This window comes from Rathayibacter sp. AY1D5, assembly GCF_002932515.1.
GTDB lineage: Bacteria > Actinomycetota > Actinomycetes > Actinomycetales > Microbacteriaceae > Rathayibacter.
On sequence record NZ_PSVU01000043.1, the window covers coordinates 16,390 to 32,765 of the forward strand.

Sequence of the window (16,376 nt, forward strand, 5' to 3'; positions counted from 1 at the left end):
ATCAGGTGTTGAGGGCCTCGAAGAGCGCCTCGAGGTCGGCCTCGGGGTCGGTCAGCGTGAGGGTCAGCACCGGCCGGCCGTGCTCGGCGAGCACGCTCGCGTCGCCGGCGGCCTGCGCCAGGATGAGCTGGCCGAAGGTGAACGGGCTGTCCGGGATCTCGAGGTCCACGTCGGAGCGCTCGGTGATCTGGAGGAACACGCCGGTCGGCGCCCCGCCCTTGTGGTACTGCCCGGTCGAGTGCAGGAAGCGCGGGCCCCACCCGAAGGTGACGGGGCGCTGGGCCTGCGCGGCGAGGAGGTCGCGCACGCCCTCGAGCTGCGGGAGCGCGAGGCGGTCGACGTACGCCTGGATCGAGACGTAGCCGCCGTCGCCCAGCTGCGCGAGGAGGCGGTCGACAGCGGCGGCGACGGTCGAGACGCCCTCGGTGACGCTGCTGCTGCCGGTGACCTCGATGCCCGCGTCGGTGAACGCGGGCGCCTCGGGCTCGGGGCGCTTCTCGAGCAGGGCCCGGGTCGCGACCTTCGCCGACTCGACGTCGGGCTGGTCGAACGGGTTGATGCCCAGGAGGCGACCCGCGACGGCGACGGCGTACTCCCACGTCAGCATCTGAGCGCCGAGCGAGCCGGAGAGGAGGATCTCGCCCTCGTGGCGGTCGCGCGGGAACAGGTGCAGCGCCGCGGCGTCCTCCACCAGGCGGACGACCTGCACGTCGGGCAGGTCCTCCGAGAGCTCGGGGGCCAGCGTGCCGAGGACGACGGGGAGGATGCCCGTGCCGTCCTTGCCGGTGGACTCGGCGATGAGCTGCTCCGCCCAGTCGGCGAAGCCGACGATGTCGGTCCCGTCGGCGACGATCGCGAGCTTGTCGCGGCGCGGGCTGGTCGCGGCGATCGCCGCTCCGAGGATCAGGCCCGGGTTCTCGGGGGAGTCCACGGCGAGCCCGAGGGAGGCCTCGGCCGCCTCGTCGAGGAGGGCCTCGATGTCGGCGCCGGCGAGCCCGGACGGCACGAGGCCGAACGCGGAGAGCGCCGAGAAGCGCCCGCCGATGTTCGGGTCGGCGTTGAACACGCGGTAGCCGGCCTCGCGGGAGGAGGTGTCCAGGGGCGAGCCCGGGTCGGTCACGATGACGATGCGGTCGAGCGGATCGATGCCCGCCTCCGTGAACGCCTTCTCGTAGGCCTTCTTCTGGCTCGCGGTCTCGACGGTCGAGCCGGACTTCGAGGAGATGACGACCGCGGTCGACGCGAGCCGGTCGTTCAGGGCCGCGAGCACCTGGCCGGGCGCCGTCGAGTCGAGCACGGTGAGCTCGACGCCGGCGGTGCGGGTGATGACCTCGGGCGCGAGCGAGGAGCCGCCCATGCCGCCGAGGACGATGTGGTCGACGCCCTTGGCCTGGAACTCCTCGCGCAGGGCGAGGATCTGGGGGATCAGGGGGCGGGAGACGGTGGTCGACTCGGTCCACCCGAGGCGCTTGGCCGCCTCCTCCTCCGCCGCGGCGCCCCACAGGGTGGGGACCTGGGCGGTGATGCCGGAGGCGACCTCGTCGGCGACGAGCTCCGGGACGACGCGGTCGACGGCCTTCTCGGCGTCTCCGCTGACGTGGATCTGGATGGCCATGATCAGGCCTGCGCCTTCGCGCCCTCGAGCGCCGCGGTGACGGTGTCGAGCAGCTCGTTCCAGGAGACGATGAACTTCTCCACGCCCTCCTTCTCGAGCAGCTCGGTGACGTCGGCGTACGAGACGCCCTGCGCCGCGACGGCGTCGAGGACGGCGTTCGCGTCGGCGTACGAGCCCGTGACGGTGTCGCCGGTGATGACGCCGTGGTCGAAGGTCGCCTCGAGGGTCTTCTCGGGCATCGTGTTGACCACGCCGGCCGCGACGAGCTCAGTCACGTAGAGGGTGTCGGGGAGGTCGGTCGACTTGACGCCGGTCGAGGCCCAGAGGGGGCGCTGGCGGTTGGCGCCGGACTCCTGGAGCAGCAGGGCGCGCTCGGTGGCGAACGCCTCGACGAAGACCTCGTAGGCCAGCTGCGCGTTGGCGACGCCGGACTTGCTCTTGAGGGCGCGGGCCTCGTCGGTGCCGACGGCCTCGAGGCGCTTGTCGATCTCGGTGTCGACGCGCGAGACGAAGAACGAGGCGACGGAGTGGATGGTCGACAGGTCGATGCCGGCGTCCTTGGCCTTCTCGAGGCCGGCCAGGTACGCGTTGATGACGGCGCGGTAGCGGGCGAGCGAGAAGATCAGGGTGACGTTCACCGAGATGCCGGAGCCGATGACCTCCGTGATGGCCTCGAGGCCCTCGACGGTCGCGGGGATCTTGATCATCGCGTTGGGGCGGTCGACCTTGGCCCAGAGGGCCTTGGCCTGCTCGATGGTGCCCTGGGCGTCGTGCGCCAGGCCGGGCTCGACCTCGATCGACACGCGGCCGTCGTAGCCGTTGGTCGCGTCGTAGATCGGGCGGAAGATGTCGGACGCCGCGGCGACGTCGTCGGTGGTGATCTCGAAGACGGCGTCGGTCACCGAGGTGCCGGCGGAGGCGAGCTCGCGCACCTGGGCGTCGTAGGACTCGCCGTTGGTCAGGGCCGCGGCGAAGATCGTGGGGTTCGTGGTGACTCCGACGACGTTCTTCTCCTCGATGAGCTTCTGCAGCCCTCCGGTGGAGATGCGCGAGCGGGAGAGGTCGTCGAGCCAGATGCTGACGCCGGCGGCGGAGAGCTCTGCGGTGGGGGTGTTCTCGGTCATGTCTCTTCTTCTTCTGCGTAGGTGGTGCGTGGTGTGAGGGGGAGCCGCTGCTCCGACGGCGAAGGCCGCGTCCGTGGTGGACGCGGCCTTCGGGTCAGGAGGCTGCGAGCGACTCCTTGGCGGCGGACAGTGCCGCCTCGGTGGTGATCCCGAACTCGCGGAACAGGGTCTTGTAGTCGGCCGAGGCGCCGAAGTGCTCGATCGAGACGGAGCGGCCGGCGTCGCCGACGTACTTCTGCCAGCCCAGGCTCAGGCCGGCCTCGATCGAGACGCGCGCCTTCACCGAGGAGGGCAGGACCTTCTCGCGGTACTCGGCGTCCTGCTCCTCGAACCACTCGAGGGACGGAGCCGAGACGACGCGGGCGTTGACGCCCTCGCTCCTCAGGGCCTCGCGCGCCTCGACGGCGATCTGGACCTCGGAGCCGGTCGCGATGAAGATCACGTCCGGGGTGCCGCCCGGCGCCTCGGCCAGGATGTAGGCACCGCGGGCGACGTTCGCGGCGGAGGCGAAGGTCTCGCCCTCCGCGTCGCCCTCGCCGCGCTCGAACACCGGGATGTTCTGACGGGTGAGCGCGAGGCCGGCGGGGCCCTCGCGGCGCTCGAGGATGGTCTTCCAGGCGTAGGCGACCTCGTTCGCGTCGCCGGGGCGGACGACGTCCAGGCCCGGGATCGCGCGGAGGGTCGACAGCTGCTCGACCGGCTGGTGCGTCGGGCCGTCCTCGCCGAGCGCCACGGAGTCGTGGGTCCAGACGTAGATGGCCGGCGCCTTCATGAGCGCGGCGAGACGGACCGCCGGGCGCATGTAGTCGGAGAAGATCAGGAAGGTGCCGCCGAACGGGCGGGTGTTGCCGTGCAGGACGATCCCGTTGAGGATCGCGCCCATGGCGTGCTCGCGGATGCCGAAGTGCAGCACGCGGCCGCCCTTCTTCCCGGTCCACTCGTGGGTCGAGAACTCCGTCGGGACGAAGGAGCCGGCTCCCTCGATCGTCGTGTTGTTCGACTCGGCGAGGTCGGCGGAGCCGCCCCACAGCTCGGGGATCACGCCGGCGAGGGCGTTGATGACCTTGCCGGACGCGGCGCGGGTCGAGACCTCCTTGCCGGGCTCGAAGACGGGGAGCGCCTCCTGGACGCCCTCGGGCAGCTCGCCCGAGAGGACCCGGTCGAGCAGCTCCTTCTTCTCGGGGTTCGCGGACGCCCAGGCGGCGAGCTGCTCGTCCCACTCGGCGTGCTGGGCCTGGCCGCGCTCGACGGCCTTGCGGGTGTGCTCGATGACCTCGTCGGCGACGTCGAAGGTCTTCTCGGGGTCGAAGCCGAGCACCTCCTTGAGTCCGCGGAGCTCGTCGGCGCCCAGGGCGGAGCCGTGGATCTTGCCGGTGTTCTGCTTCTTCGGCGACGGCCAGCCGATGATGGTGCGCAGGATGATGAGCGACGGCTTGTCGGTCTCGCCCTTCGCGGCCTCGATCGCGGCGTGCAGCTCGGCGACGTCCTCGTGGTACTCGCCGGTCTTCTTCCAGTCGACGACCTGGACCTGCCAGTCGTAGGCCTCGTAGCGCGCCTTGACGTCCTCGGTGAAGGCGATGTTGGTGTCGTCCTCGATCGAGATCTGGTTGGAGTCGTAGATGACGACCAGGTTGCCGAGCTTCTGGTGGCCGGCCAGCGAGGAGGCCTCGCTGGTGACGCCCTCCTGCAGGTCGCCGTCGCCGGCGATCACGTAGACGAAGTGGTCGAACGGGGAGGTGCCCGCGGCGGCCTCCGGGTCGAACAGGTCGCGCTCGAAGCGCGAGGCGTAGGCGAAGCCCACGGCGGAGGCGAGGCCCTGGCCGAGCGGTCCGGTGGTGATCTCGACGCCGTCGGTGTGGCCGTACTCCGGGTGGCCCGGGGTCTTCGAGCCCCAGGTGCGCAGCGCCTTGAGGTCGTCGAGCTCGAGTCCGTAGCCGCCCAGGTAGAACTGGACGTACTGCGTCAGCGAGGAGTGGCCGACCGACAGGATGAACCGGTCGCGGCCGATCCAGGTCGCGTCGGACGGATCGCGGCGCATGACCTTCTGGAACAGGAGGTAGGCGGCGGGCGCGAGGCTCATGGCGGTTCCGGGATGGCCGTTGCCGACCTTCTCGACCGCATCCGCGGCGAGAATCCTCGCCGTGTCGACTGCCTTCTCGTCAATGGATTCCCATTGCAGTTCTGACACTTGGTACTGACCCTTCTCGAGACGTGGGGCAGACGGGGACCGTCCGCCCTCTCGCATGGTGGAGCACGCCGCATGACGACTTCGACACGATGCTCCGGCGACGGCCCTCTCGGCCCCGTGCCGACGATCGTCGGGCGGGCTCGGGTGCGTGCCGGGCGCTCTGGCGAGCAGTCCCGAGTATACGGAGGGGGGTGCGCCGCCGACCGGGGGTTGCGTGGTCGCATATGTCTGCGTCCGATTGGACAAGCGTGCACGCCGGGCCCGGCTCCCGGACGGGCGCATTACACTCGTTCGGGATCATCGAATCGTTAGAGGAGCAATGGACGCAGTCGTGGAGACCACCGCCGTCGAGCGGGACGGGGCGTCGCCGACGACCCTCTCGCGCAAGGTGAAGGCCTTCGTCGCTCTGACGAAGCCGCGCGTGATCGAGCTGCTCCTCGTGGTGACCGCTCCGACGATGATCCTGGCGCAGGGCGGGATCCCGAACCTGCTGCTGGTCCTCAACGTCCTGATCGGCGGCGCCCTGAGCGCCGGGTCCGCGGGCGCGTTCAACTGCTACTTCGACCGCGACATCGACCGGATCATGAACCGGACGAAGAACCGGCCGCTCGTGACCGGGGAGATCTCGGACCGGTCCGCGCTCGTCTTCGCGACCACGATCGGCGTCCTGTCGATCGTCTGGCTCGGCCTCACGGCCAACTGGCTCTCCGCGGGCCTCTCGCTCGCCGCGATCCTGATCTACGTCGTGTTCTACACGCTCTTCCTCAAGCGCCGGACGCCGCAGAACATCGTGTGGGGCGGCATCGCGGGCTGCATGCCGGTGCTGATCGGCTGGGCGGCCGTCACCGGCTCGCTCGACTGGGCCCCCGTCATCCTCTTCTCCGTCATCTTCCTCTGGACGCCGCCGCACTACTGGCCGTTGTCGATGAAGTACCGGGACGACTACCAGGCCGCCGGCGTGCCGATGCTGGCCGTCGTGCGCGGACGCACGATCGTCGGGCTCCAGGTCATCCTCTACGCCTGGGCCACCGTCGCCTGCTCGCTCCTGCTGATCCCCGTCGCCGGCATGGGGGTGCTCTACACGGTGGTCGCGCTCGGCAGCGGAGTCTGGTTCATCGCCGAGACGCACCGCCTCTACAGCCTCGCGATCCGTCACGAGCACGTCTCGCCGATGCGGGTGTTCCACGGGTCCATCGGATACCTCACCCTGCTCTTCCTCGCCGTCGGCATCGACCCGCTGCTCCCCTTCTGATGGTGACGCCGTTCTCCTTGCTCGCCGAGCGGGTGACCCTGGGTCCGCGCGCACTGCGCTGGGGGACCACCGCGGCGCTCGTCGCGAGCATCCTGATCATCTTCTTCGGGGGCGTCGTCCGGCTGACCGGCTCTGGCCTCGGCTGCCCCACCTGGCCGGCGTGCGAGCCGGGCTCGCTCACCTCGACCCCCGAGCTCGGAATCCACGGCTTCATCGAGTTCACGAACCGCGCGTTCACCGGCGTCCTCGTGGTCGCGGTGGGCTGGGCGATCACGGCCGCGCGCCTGCAGAAGCCGCGCGACCGCACCATGACCCGGCTCGCCTGGTCGCAGTTCTGGCTCGTCGTCGCGAACGCCCTCGCGGGCGGCGCGACCGTCCACTCGGGCCTCAACCCGTACATCGTGGCCGGGCACTTCGTTCTCGCCATCGCCCTCCTCACCACCACCGCACTGACGTGGCACCGCGCCCACCGCTCGCAGTCCGTGGCCTTCGAGCCGGACCGCGCGACGCGGGCGCTCAGCATCGGGCTCGTCGGCCTGACGCTCCTCGTGATCCTCGTGGGGACCGTCGTGACGGGAACCGGCCCGCACGCCGGCGACTCCGCGGAGGTGCCCCGCATGCAGTTCCACTGGGAGAGCGTGACCGTCGTGCACGGCGTGCTCGGCACAGCGGTGCTCGTCGTGGGCGCCGCGCTGCTCCTGCGCCTGTCGCGGGCGGCGGGCTCGGAGCTCGCCCGGCGGCGCGTGATCGCCTTCCTCGTGGTCGTCGTGCTGCAGGCGCTGGTCGGGGTCGTGCAGTCGCTCACCGCGCTGCCCGAGACGCTCGTCGCGGTGCACCTCCTCGGCTCGGCGCTCATCTGGGTCGGCGCGGTCCGCGTGCTGCTCGACGTGAACCCGAGGCTGTTCACCGTGCGCGCCCAGCGCCGGGACGCCGCCCAGGAGCTCCAACCCGCCGCCTGACCGCGGGCTCCGGCTCGGCGGAGAGCAGGTGCCGCCGGAGGCGCAGGAGCACGCGGGGGAGCGTCCGCAGCGGGAGGTCGGCCGCGATCGCGCGGGCGAGAGGGCCGAACGCCCGCGCGGGTCCGGTCGGCAGGCCGGCGCCCACCAGTGCGGTCACGAGTCGTGCGGGGATCGGGGTCGATGCGTCGTTCGTCATGGCGGAACCGAATCACGGACCACCGACACCGGTATGGCCATGCGCGTCTGGATGCGCGTCACCGGTGCCCGGCCGACACCCAGGTGCGGAGGTTCCCCTGAACGGCGGACGCCGGTAGAATGAGAAGCTGGTCACGGTTCGACGCACCCTGCGCACGTGATCCGCACACGGCCCGATGGAGCGCCGACGCACACCTCCGGAATCCAGGGACGCACATCATCCGCTCCGCGCATCAGATCGATCGCGCGACCGGCCGGAGAGCACCCGCGGGCCACCCCCGGGGGAATGACTCCGGGACCCGACCGGTTAGCAGTGGGTAGGAAACGAGGTACACATGTCAGACATCCTGATCGACCGCCCCGAGCTCGAGAGCCTGGGCGTCTACGAGTTCGGCTGGTCCGACTCGGACTCCGCCGGAGCCTCCGCACGACGCGGCATCTCGCCCGAGGTCGTCTCCGACATCTCCGCGCTCAAGAACGAGCCCGCCTGGATGCGCGACCGCCGCATGAAGGCCCTGAAGCTCTTCGAGCGCAAGCCCATGCCGACGTGGGGCGCCGACCTGTCGGACATCGACTTCGACAACATCAAGTACTTCGTCCGCTCCACCGAGAAGCAGGCGCAGACCTGGGACGACCTCCCGGACGACATCAAGAACACGTACGAGAAGCTCGGCATCCCGGAGGCGGAGCGCCAGCGCCTCGTCGGCGGTGTCGCGGCCCAGTACGAGTCCGAGGTCGTCTACCACCAGATCCGCGAGGACCTGGAGGAGCAGGGCGTCATCTTCATGGACACCGACACGGCGCTGCGCGAGCACCCCGAGATCTTCGAGGAGTACTTCGGCACCGTCATCCCCGCGGGCGACAACAAGTTCGCGGCGCTGAACACCGCGGTCTGGTCCGGCGGCTCCTTCGTGTACGTCCCCAAGGGCGTCCACGTCGACATCCCGCTGCAGGCCTACTTCCGGATCAACACCGAGAACATGGGCCAGTTCGAGCGGACCCTGATCATCGCGGACGAGGACAGCTACGTCCACTACATCGAGGGCTGCACGGCTCCGATCTACAAGTCGGACTCGCTGCACTCGGCCGTGGTCGAGATCATCGTGAAGAAGAACGCCCGCGTGCGCTACACGACGATCCAGAACTGGTCGAACAACGTCTACAACCTCGTCACCAAGCGCGCGATCGCGCACGAGGGCGCGACGATGGAGTGGATCGACGGCAACATCGGCTCGAAGGTCACGATGAAGTACCCGTCGATCTTCCTGGTCGGCGAGCACGCGAAGGGCGAGACCCTCTCCGTCGCGTTCGCGGGCCCCGGCCAGCACCAGGACGCCGGCGCGAAGATGGTCCACATGGCGCCGTACACGCAGTCGTCGATCGTCTCGAAGTCGATCGCCCGCGGCGGCGGTCGCGCCGGATACCGCGGCGAGGTCCGGGTGGACGCGAACGCGCACCACTCGGCGAACACCGTGCGCTGCGACGCCCTCCTGGTCGACACCATCTCGCGCTCCGACACCTACCCGGCGATCGACATCCGTGTCGACGACGTGCAGCTCGGCCACGAGGCGACGGTGTCGAAGGTCAGCGAGGAGCAGCTCTTCTACCTGATGTCGCGCGGCCTGCCGGAGGACGAGGCGATGGCCATGATCGTCCGTGGCTTCATCGAGCCGATCGCGCGCGAGCTGCCCATGGAGTACGCCCTCGAGCTGAACAAGCTCATCGAGATGGGGATGGAGGGCAGCGTCGGTTGACGCCCGCCTCCCCCCTCGAAGGGGCGCCCGGACGGGGCGCCCCGCACCCATCGAAAGGAACCACCGCCAGATGACGGTCCCCACGAGCGCCGCGACCCCCGAGATCGACGGCGCGGCCGCCGCTGAGCGCCTGGGCGTCAGCGCCCACTCCGACGGGGCGTTCACGCCCGTGCAGACGCGCTCCGAGCGCTTCGCGTCGGCCGACGTCGAGGCCTTCGAGGCCGTCACCGGCCGCGAGATCGCCTGGAAGCTGACGCCCGTCGCCCGCCTCGGCGATCTCATCGACGGCGCGCTCGACGGCTCGCCCGCCCCGCTCGAGCACGCGGCGGTGGACGGTGTGGACGTCTCGTGGGTCGGCCGCGACGACCAGCGGATCGGCACCGCCGGCCTCCCCGAGGACCGCGCCGCCGCGAACGCCTGGTCGAGCTTCGAGAAGGCCCTCGCCGTCCGCGTGACGGGCGAGGACGAGAAGGTCGCCACCCTCGTCCGCTCGGGCCTCGGCTCCGCACCCCGCGCCGCGCACACGATCATCGAGGCGGCGCCCTACGCCCGCGCCGTCGTCGTGCTGCAGAACGAGGGGGAGGCCTCCCTCGCGGAGAACGTGGAGATCCTCGTCGGCGAGGGCGCGCAGCTCACCGTCGTCACCGTGCAGGAGTGGGCGGATGACGCCCGGCACCTGGCCAACCACTTCGTGCGGGTCGGACGCGACGCGAAGGTGAAGCACATCGTGGTCACCCTCGGCGGCTCCATCGTCCGGGTGAACCCCTCGGCGCACCTCGTCGAGCGCGGAGCGGACGGCGAACTCTTCGGCCTGTACTTCGCCGACGGCGGCCAGCACCTCGAGCAGCAGGTGTACGTCGACCACGACGCCCCCGACACCCGCAGCCGCGTGACCTACAAGGGCGCGCTGCAGGGCGAGGGCGCGCGCACCGTCTGGATCGGCGACGTCCTGATCCGCAACAGCGCCACCGGCACCGACAGCTATGAGCAGAACCGCAACCTGGTCCTCTCGGACGGCACGCGCGCCGACTCCATCCCGAACCTCGAGATCGAGACCGGTGACATCGCCGGAGCGGGGCACGCCTCGGCGACCGGCCGCTTCGACGACGAGCAGCTCTTCTACCTGCAGTCCCGCGGCATCCGTGAGGACGAGGCGCGACGCCTGGTCGTGCGCGGGTTCCTCAGCGAGATCGTGCAGCAGATCAAGGTCGCCGAGCTCGAGGACCGCCTGCAGCTCGCGATCGAGGCGGAGCTCGCCGGGAGCGCCGGCCAGACCGGCTCCTCCCGCGGAGCGGCGGTCAGCGCATGAGCAACGCCGCGATGATCTGCTCGGTCTCCGAGCTGATCCCCAACCAGGCCATGCGGGTCGAGGTCGACGGAGTCGCGATCGCGGTCGTGCAGGACTCCGCCGGCGAGATCCACGCCATCGGCGACACCTGCACCCACGGCGAGATCTCCCTCTCCGAGGGCTTCGTCGAGGGCGACAGCCTCGAGTGCTGGGCGCACGGCTCCCAGTTCTCCCTCCGCACCGGCACCCCCCTGAACCTCCCGGCCTACGAGCCGGTCCCCGTCTTCGTCGTCGAGATCATCGACGGCGACGTCTACATCGACCCGACCGTCACGAAGGAAGTCTGAATGTCCGTTCTCCAGATCAGCGATCTCCACGTCAGTGTCGAGACCGAGCAGGGGACCAAGCAGATCCTCCGCGGTGTCGATCTCACCATCAACCAGGGTGAGATCCACGCGATCATGGGCCCCAACGGGTCCGGCAAGTCCACCCTCGCGTACACGATCGCGGGACACCCGAAGTACCACGTCGACGGCGGCTCGATCACCCTCGACGGCGTCGAGGTCCTCGACATGTCCGTCGACGAGCGCGCCCGCGCGGGCCTCTTCCTCGCCATGCAGTACCCGGTCGAGATCCCCGGTGTGACCAACACCAACTTCCTCCGCACCGCCAAGACCGCGATCGCCGGCGAGGCGCCCGCGATCCGCACGTGGACGAAGGACGTCAAGTCGGCGATGGCGAACCTCCGCATGGACTCGTCCTTCGCGGCGCGCAACGTCAACGAGGGCTTCTCGGGAGGTGAGAAGAAGCGCAACGAGATCCTCCAGCTCGAGCTGCTCGCCCCGCAGTTCGCCGTCCTCGACGAGACCGACTCCGGCCTGGACGTCGACGCGCTCAAGATCGTGTCGGAGGGCGTCAACCGCGCCCACCAGAGCACCGGTCTCGGCGTGCTGCTGATCACGCACTACACGCGGATCCTGCGCTACATCCAGCCCGACTTCGTCCACGTCTTCGTCGCCGGCCGCGTCGCCGAGCAGGGCGGCAAGGAGCTCGCCACCCGGCTCGAGGACGAGGGCTACGACCGCTTCCTGACCTCGGCGACGGTCTGATCATGGCGGTCACCACTCTCGAGCCGAAGCTCTTCGACCAGGTCGAGGAGGCCCTCAAGGACGTGATGGATCCCGAGCTCGGGGTCAACGTGGTCGACCTGGGACTCATCTACGATCTGGGCTGGGACGACGAGAACGACGCCCTCGTCATCCACATGACCCTCACCTCGGCGGGCTGCCCGCTGACCGACGTGCTCGAGGAGCAGACCGCCGAGTCGCTCGACGGCATCGTCGAGGCGTTCCGGATCAACTGGGTCTGGATGCCGCCGTGGGGTCCCGACCGGATCACCGAGGACGGGCGCGACATGATGCGCGCACTCGGCTTCTCGATCTAGCCGCTGCACACCGACGCCGAAGGGCCGGGAGGAGTCGTCCTCCCGGCCCTTCGGCGTTCCTGTCGTCTTCAGCCTGTCGCAGTCCATCGTGGAGTCGGAACGGCCGCGCGGGACGGCTCCGGAGTCCGGGGCCGTCGTCGCCCCCGCCGGTCGAGTCGGTGGAGGTGCCCACCGAGGTCGAGCAGGAGGACCGGGCGGCTCGACCTCTGCCGGACGCCCGAAGGGCCGGGAGGAATCGTCCTCCCGGCCCTTCGGCGTCCGTGCGACCGCTCAGCGCGAGCGGCGCGAGAGCATCGCCCAGGTGGTGGGGAGCAGCGCGGCGGCGACCAGCGCCTTGAGCGCGTCGCCGACCAGGAAGGGCACGAGTCCCGCGGAGAGGACGGAGCCGAGGTCGGCGGGCAGCCCCAGCGAGGCGAGGGCGGCGGCCAGCCAGGGCAGGCCGACGAGGTAGATGGTGGCGGTGCCGGCGAGGAAGGTCACCAGCGTGCCGAGGACGCGACGGTCCCACTGCCGCTGGGCGAGCCACCCGGTGACGATCGACGCGAGGACGAAGCCGACGATGTAGCCGCCGGTGGGACCCGCGAGGACCGCCCAGCCGTGCGAGCCCTCGGTGAAGACCGGGGCGCCGAGAGCGCCGACGAGCGCGTACACGAGCATGGAGAGCGCGCCGCGGAGTGCGCCGAGCGTCGTGCCGACCAGGAGGACCGCGAAGGTCTGGCCCGTGAAGGGGACCGGCCACATCGGGATGAACAGCTGCGCCATCGCTGCGGTGAGACCTGCACCCGCGAGCACCAGCAGGGCGTCGGTCGCGACGGAGCGGGTGACGAGCCGGTCGGCGAGGACCGGGCGCGGGAGGGCGGAAGAGGAAGGGGACATGGGTGATCTCCGAGAGTCCTGGTCGCCCGAGAGCGAGGAGCGAGCGCGTCCGCGGTGAGCGGACGTGGATCCGCCCCGCGGCTCAGGAAATATACTAGGGGGCTGCCGCATCGCGGCCCCTTGCCCCACTCCTCCCGAACCGAACGCCATTTCTTGGCGGGAACGGACAGCACTGTGCTCAGCGTGCACGACCTCGAACTCCGAGTCGGCGCCCGACTCCTGATGGAGAACGTCTCCTTCCGGGTGGGCGACGGCGACAAGGTCGGCCTCGTCGGCCGCAACGGGGCGGGGAAGACGACGCTGACCAAGGTCCTCGCGGGCGACCTCATCGCCTCGAAGGGCACGGTCGACCGCGGCGGCGAGATCGGCTACCTCCCTCAGGACCCGCGCTCCGGCGACCCGGAGGAGCTCGCGCGCACCCGCATCCTCGACGCCCGCGGGCTGGGGCAGCTGGTGCTCGGCATGCAGGAGGCGACGGTCGCGATGTCGAGCAGCGACACCTCCGTGAGCGAGGCCGGCATGAAGAAGTACGGCAACCTCACGGATCGCTTCCTCTCCCTGGGCGGATACGCGGCTGAGGCGGAGGCCGCGTCGATCGCGAGCAACCTCAACCTCCCCGACCGGATCCTCGACCAGCCGCTCAAGACGCTCTCCGGTGGCCAGCGGCGCCGCATCGAGCTCGCGCGCATCCTCTTCTCCGACGCGAGCACGCTGATCCTCGACGAGCCGACGAACCACCTCGACGCCGACTCCGTCGTCTGGCTCCGCGAGTTCCTCAAGAACTACCGCGGCGGCTTCATCGTGATCAGCCACGACATCGAGCTGGTCGGCGAGACCGTGAACCGCGTCTTCTACCTCGACGCCAACCGCCAGGTCATCGACGTCTACAACATGAACTGGAAGAACTACCAGCGCCAGCGCGCCGCCGACGAGGAGCGCCGCAAGAAGGAGCGGGTCAACGTCGAGAAGAAGGCCGGCGCCCTCCAGCTGCAGGCCGCGAAGTTCGGCGCGAAGGCCTCGAAGGCCGCAGCGGCGCACCAGATGGTCGCGCGTGCCGAGCGCATGCTCAGCGGGCTCGAGGAGGTCCGCGCGGTCGACCGCGTCGCGAAGCTCCGGTTCCCGACTCCGTCCGCCTGCGGTCGCACCCCTCTGCAGGCTCAGAACCTGTCGAAGAGCTACGGCTCGCTCGAGATCTTCACCGCCGTCGACCTCGCGATCGACCGCGGCTCCAAGGTCGTCATCCTGGGGCTCAACGGAGCGGGCAAGACGACGCTCCTGCGCATCCTGGGCGGCGTCGACCAGCCCGACACCGGAGTGATCGAGGCCGGGCACGGCCTCCGGATCGGCTACTACGCGCAGGAGCACGAGACGATCGACGTCAAGCGCTCGGTGCTCGAGAACATGGTCTCCTCCAGCCCGAACCTCACCGAGACCGAGGCCCGCCGGGTCCTGGGCTCGTTCCTGTTCACCGGCGATGACTCGCACAAGCCGGCCGGGGTCCTCTCCGGCGGGGAGAAGACCCGTCTCGCCCTGGCGATGATCGTGGTCTCGGGCGCGAACGTGCTCCTGCTCGACGAGCCCACCAACAACCTCGACCCCGCGAGCCGCGAGGAGATCCTCGACGCGCTCGCGCACTACGAGGGCGCGGTCGTCCTGGTCAGCCACGACGAGGGAGCCGTCGAGGCGCTGAACCCCGAGCGCGTCCTGATCATGCCGGAGGGCACCGAGGACCACTGGGCGGCCGACTACCTCGACCTGATCACGCTCGCCTAGCGGGCGTCGAGCAGCTCGTCCTCGACCTCGGAGTCGCTGCGGCCGCGGCGTCGGCGGCGCTCCTCGCGCCGCTCCTCGGCCGCGACGACCTCGGGGTCGTCGGCGTTGCGGATGCGGTACTCGTGGCGGATCGCCCAGCCGAGCCCGCCGAAGCCCATGACGGCGAACAGCACCCACTGGATGGCGTAGCTGATGTGCAGGCCCTCGTCGGCGACCGGCTTGATCGCGGCCAGCGGGGGAGCGTCGACCGGCGCCGGCGCCTCGGCGACCAGCAGGCCGTACGCCGAGGTCCGCAGGGGCTCGTCCAGCTGCGTCGACAGGTCGTCGAGCTGGATCGTGGCGATCTGGCCGGCCGGTGCGGAGCGTCCGTCGATCCGTCCCTCCGCGGGCTTCAGGCGGGCGACGACGGTCACCTCCCCCTCGGGCGGCGCGGGGATCGCGTCGGGGGAGTCCTGGGTCGAGCCGACGGGGACCCAGCCGCGGTCGACGACGAACACGCTGCCGTCGTCGAGCCGCAGCGGCGTCAGGATCTCGAAGCCGGGGTTGCCGTTGTAGGGCCGGTTGCGGACGAGGGTCTGCCCCTGCGTCTCGTAGACGCCGGTGACCTCGACCGGGCGGTACTCGAGCGCGTCGTCCCACGTGGAGTCGGCGGGGAGCAGCCCGTCGAGCGCCACCGGGTCGGCGGTCCAGTTCGCGGTGACCAGCCGGTTGGTCGAGGCGGCCTGGTCGAGCCGCGCGACCTGCCAGCGCGAGAGCAGCACGCAGGCGACGGCGAAGACGATCGCGAGAGCGAGGTAGCCGAACCAGCGTCGCGAGAAGACGAAGCGCCAGGAGGGACGGGGCGCGTCGCCGCTCATCGTTCCGCTCCGCGATCGACCGTGTAGAGCGGCTTCACCTCGAGCGGGAAGTCGCGGGCGAGGAGGAACTCGCGCAGGAACTCCAGGTGCTCGCCGCAGGCCAGCCAGGTCTTCCGACGGTCCTCCGCGTGGATCCTCGGGTTCCGCCACTCGATCGCGAACGTCGCCGTCCGCGGGCAGCCCGCTCGGGAGCAGGCGTGCGCGTCGGGGACCCGGCCGAGCGGGATCACGGCCGGTCTCCCCGCGGGTCGCCGCCCCCGCCCCCGACTCCGAGGCCGCCCGCGTCTACCGGCACCTCAAGGAGGTGTTCGGCGCCGACGGCCCGCGCCGCATCCGGAAGACCGTCGAGCGCGCCGAGCCCAAGGGCGACGCGATCCCGTTCGGCAAGGGCCGCGACCCGCACGACCTCGGCGACGTCCTCGACTCCCTCACCGTGAAGCTCGGCTGGACGGCGCCGCTGGCGCAGGGCGACCTGATGTCGTCGTGGACGGCGATCGCCGGCGAGGAGACCGCGAAGCACTCGACTCCGGTGGGCGTCGTCGACGGCGTGCTGACGGTCGCTTGCGAGTCCACGGCGTGGTCGACGCAGCTCCGGCTGATGCGGATCGAGATCATGAACCACATCGCCGTGAACTTCCCCGACGCGGGCATCGCGTCGATCCGTTTCCAGGGCCCGGACGTCCCGAACTGGAAAAAGGGTCCCAGGTCGATTCCAGGGCGTGGTCCGCGCGACACCTACGGCTGAGGACGCATTTTCGGTCGACCGCCGATCTTTCGCGCCTCAGATCGCCGTCCAGCGCTTCGGATCGACCCGGCACGCGGTAGAATGGAGGGCCGCCGAACCGCAGTGACGCCGCCGCGCGGGCGATCTCCAGATCACCGTGCGCGTCGCGACGGACCGTCAGAGGAGAACTCCACAGCTATGACTCACGAGCCGAACGACTCCACGTCACCCGCAGCGAACGACCTGGACGCGAACGGCTCAGCAGCCCCCTCCGCTCCGCACGAGAGCATGTCGACCAAGTCGTCCGGCGACTACGGCGCGAACCAG

Annotated in this window: 15 protein-coding genes; 9 read left to right on the forward strand and 6 right to left on the reverse strand. The window is 70.4% G+C overall.

Going from position 1 to position 16,376, the window contains the following annotated elements:
- Position 1 precedes the first annotated feature (1 nt).
- The 3 genes from C5C82_RS12850 to tkt form a co-directional block, all read right to left on the reverse strand.
- Complete coding sequence (locus C5C82_RS12850) at positions 2–1,615, reverse strand: glucose-6-phosphate isomerase (RefSeq protein ID WP_104355188.1); 1,614 nt, start codon at positions 1,613–1,615, stop codon at positions 2–4.
- 2 nt (positions 1,616–1,617) lie between these two features.
- The gene (gene tal, locus C5C82_RS12855) at positions 1,618–2,739 is read right to left on the reverse strand and encodes a transaldolase (RefSeq protein ID WP_104221924.1); all 1,122 of its coding nucleotides are present in this window, start codon (positions 2,737–2,739) and stop codon (positions 1,618–1,620) included.
- Between the two features lie 94 nt (positions 2,740–2,833).
- A complete protein-coding gene (gene tkt, locus C5C82_RS12860; protein ID WP_104355189.1) occupies positions 2,834–4,927 on the reverse strand; it encodes a transketolase in 2,094 nt (697 codons plus the stop codon).
- Positions 4,928–5,246: 319 nt separating this feature from the next.
- Between tkt and C5C82_RS12865 the strand changes: the two genes are divergently transcribed.
- From C5C82_RS12865 to C5C82_RS12895, 7 genes are all read left to right on the forward strand, one after another.
- The gene (locus C5C82_RS12865) at positions 5,247–6,179 is read left to right on the forward strand and encodes a heme o synthase (RefSeq protein WP_104232635.1); all 933 of its coding nucleotides are present in this window, start codon (positions 5,247–5,249) and stop codon (positions 6,177–6,179) included.
- The gene (locus tag C5C82_RS12870) at positions 6,179–7,138 is read left to right on the forward strand and encodes a heme A synthase (protein WP_104355190.1); all 960 of its coding nucleotides are present in this window, start codon (positions 6,179–6,181) and stop codon (positions 7,136–7,138) included. The genes C5C82_RS12865 and C5C82_RS12870 overlap by 1 nt, the downstream gene beginning before the upstream one ends.
- Before the next feature lie 530 nt (positions 7,139–7,668).
- On the forward strand, positions 7,669–9,087 hold the full coding sequence (gene sufB / locus C5C82_RS12875; protein ID WP_104221933.1) for a Fe-S cluster assembly protein SufB: 1,419 nt from the start codon (positions 7,669–7,671) through the stop codon (positions 9,085–9,087).
- Between the two features lie 70 nt (positions 9,088–9,157).
- The gene (sufD, locus tag C5C82_RS12880; RefSeq protein ID WP_104232633.1) at positions 9,158–10,396 is read left to right on the forward strand and encodes a Fe-S cluster assembly protein SufD; all 1,239 of its coding nucleotides are present in this window, start codon (positions 9,158–9,160) and stop codon (positions 10,394–10,396) included.
- Positions 10,393–10,722 carry a non-heme iron oxygenase ferredoxin subunit gene (locus C5C82_RS12885; protein WP_077222834.1) on the forward strand — a complete coding sequence of 110 codons (330 nt, stop codon included), beginning with the start codon at positions 10,393–10,395 and terminating at the stop codon, positions 10,720–10,722. Before sufD ends, C5C82_RS12885 begins: the two co-directional genes overlap by 4 nt.
- On the forward strand, positions 10,723–11,484 hold the full coding sequence (gene sufC / locus C5C82_RS12890) for a Fe-S cluster assembly ATPase SufC (protein WP_104221937.1): 762 nt from the start codon (positions 10,723–10,725) through the stop codon (positions 11,482–11,484).
- 2 nt (positions 11,485–11,486) lie between these two features.
- On the forward strand, positions 11,487–11,819 hold the full coding sequence (locus tag C5C82_RS12895; RefSeq protein ID WP_104221939.1) for a metal-sulfur cluster assembly factor: 333 nt from the start codon (positions 11,487–11,489) through the stop codon (positions 11,817–11,819).
- A gap of 270 nt (positions 11,820–12,089) precedes the next feature.
- Here the strand turns inward: C5C82_RS12895 and C5C82_RS12900 are convergent, their stop codons facing one another.
- Complete coding sequence (locus C5C82_RS12900) at positions 12,090–12,695, reverse strand: biotin transporter BioY (protein ID WP_104232632.1); 606 nt, start codon at positions 12,693–12,695, stop codon at positions 12,090–12,092.
- A 174-nt stretch (positions 12,696–12,869) separates the two neighbouring features.
- Between C5C82_RS12900 and C5C82_RS12905 the strand changes: the two genes are divergently transcribed.
- Positions 12,870–14,468 (forward strand): ABC-F family ATP-binding cassette domain-containing protein, encoded by a 1,599-nt coding sequence (locus C5C82_RS12905; protein ID WP_104221943.1) that lies wholly within the window; start codon positions 12,870–12,872, stop codon positions 14,466–14,468.
- Here C5C82_RS12905 and C5C82_RS12910 read toward each other — a convergent pair.
- A complete protein-coding gene (locus C5C82_RS12910) occupies positions 14,465–15,325 on the reverse strand; it encodes an SURF1 family protein (RefSeq protein ID WP_104232631.1) in 861 nt (286 codons plus the stop codon). The two genes, C5C82_RS12905 and C5C82_RS12910, sit on opposite strands and share 4 nt — an antisense overlap.
- Positions 15,322–15,555, reverse strand: a complete 234-nt coding sequence (locus C5C82_RS12915; RefSeq protein WP_104225286.1) for a hypothetical protein — start codon at positions 15,553–15,555, stop codon at positions 15,322–15,324. The genes C5C82_RS12910 and C5C82_RS12915 overlap by 4 nt, the downstream gene beginning before the upstream one ends.
- 74 nt (positions 15,556–15,629) lie before the next feature.
- Between C5C82_RS12915 and C5C82_RS12920 the strand changes: the two genes are divergently transcribed.
- Positions 15,630–16,070 carry a DUF721 domain-containing protein gene (locus C5C82_RS12920; protein ID WP_104225788.1) on the forward strand — a complete coding sequence of 147 codons (441 nt, stop codon included), beginning with the start codon at positions 15,630–15,632 and terminating at the stop codon, positions 16,068–16,070.
- The last annotated feature ends 306 nt before the right edge of the window (positions 16,071–16,376 follow it).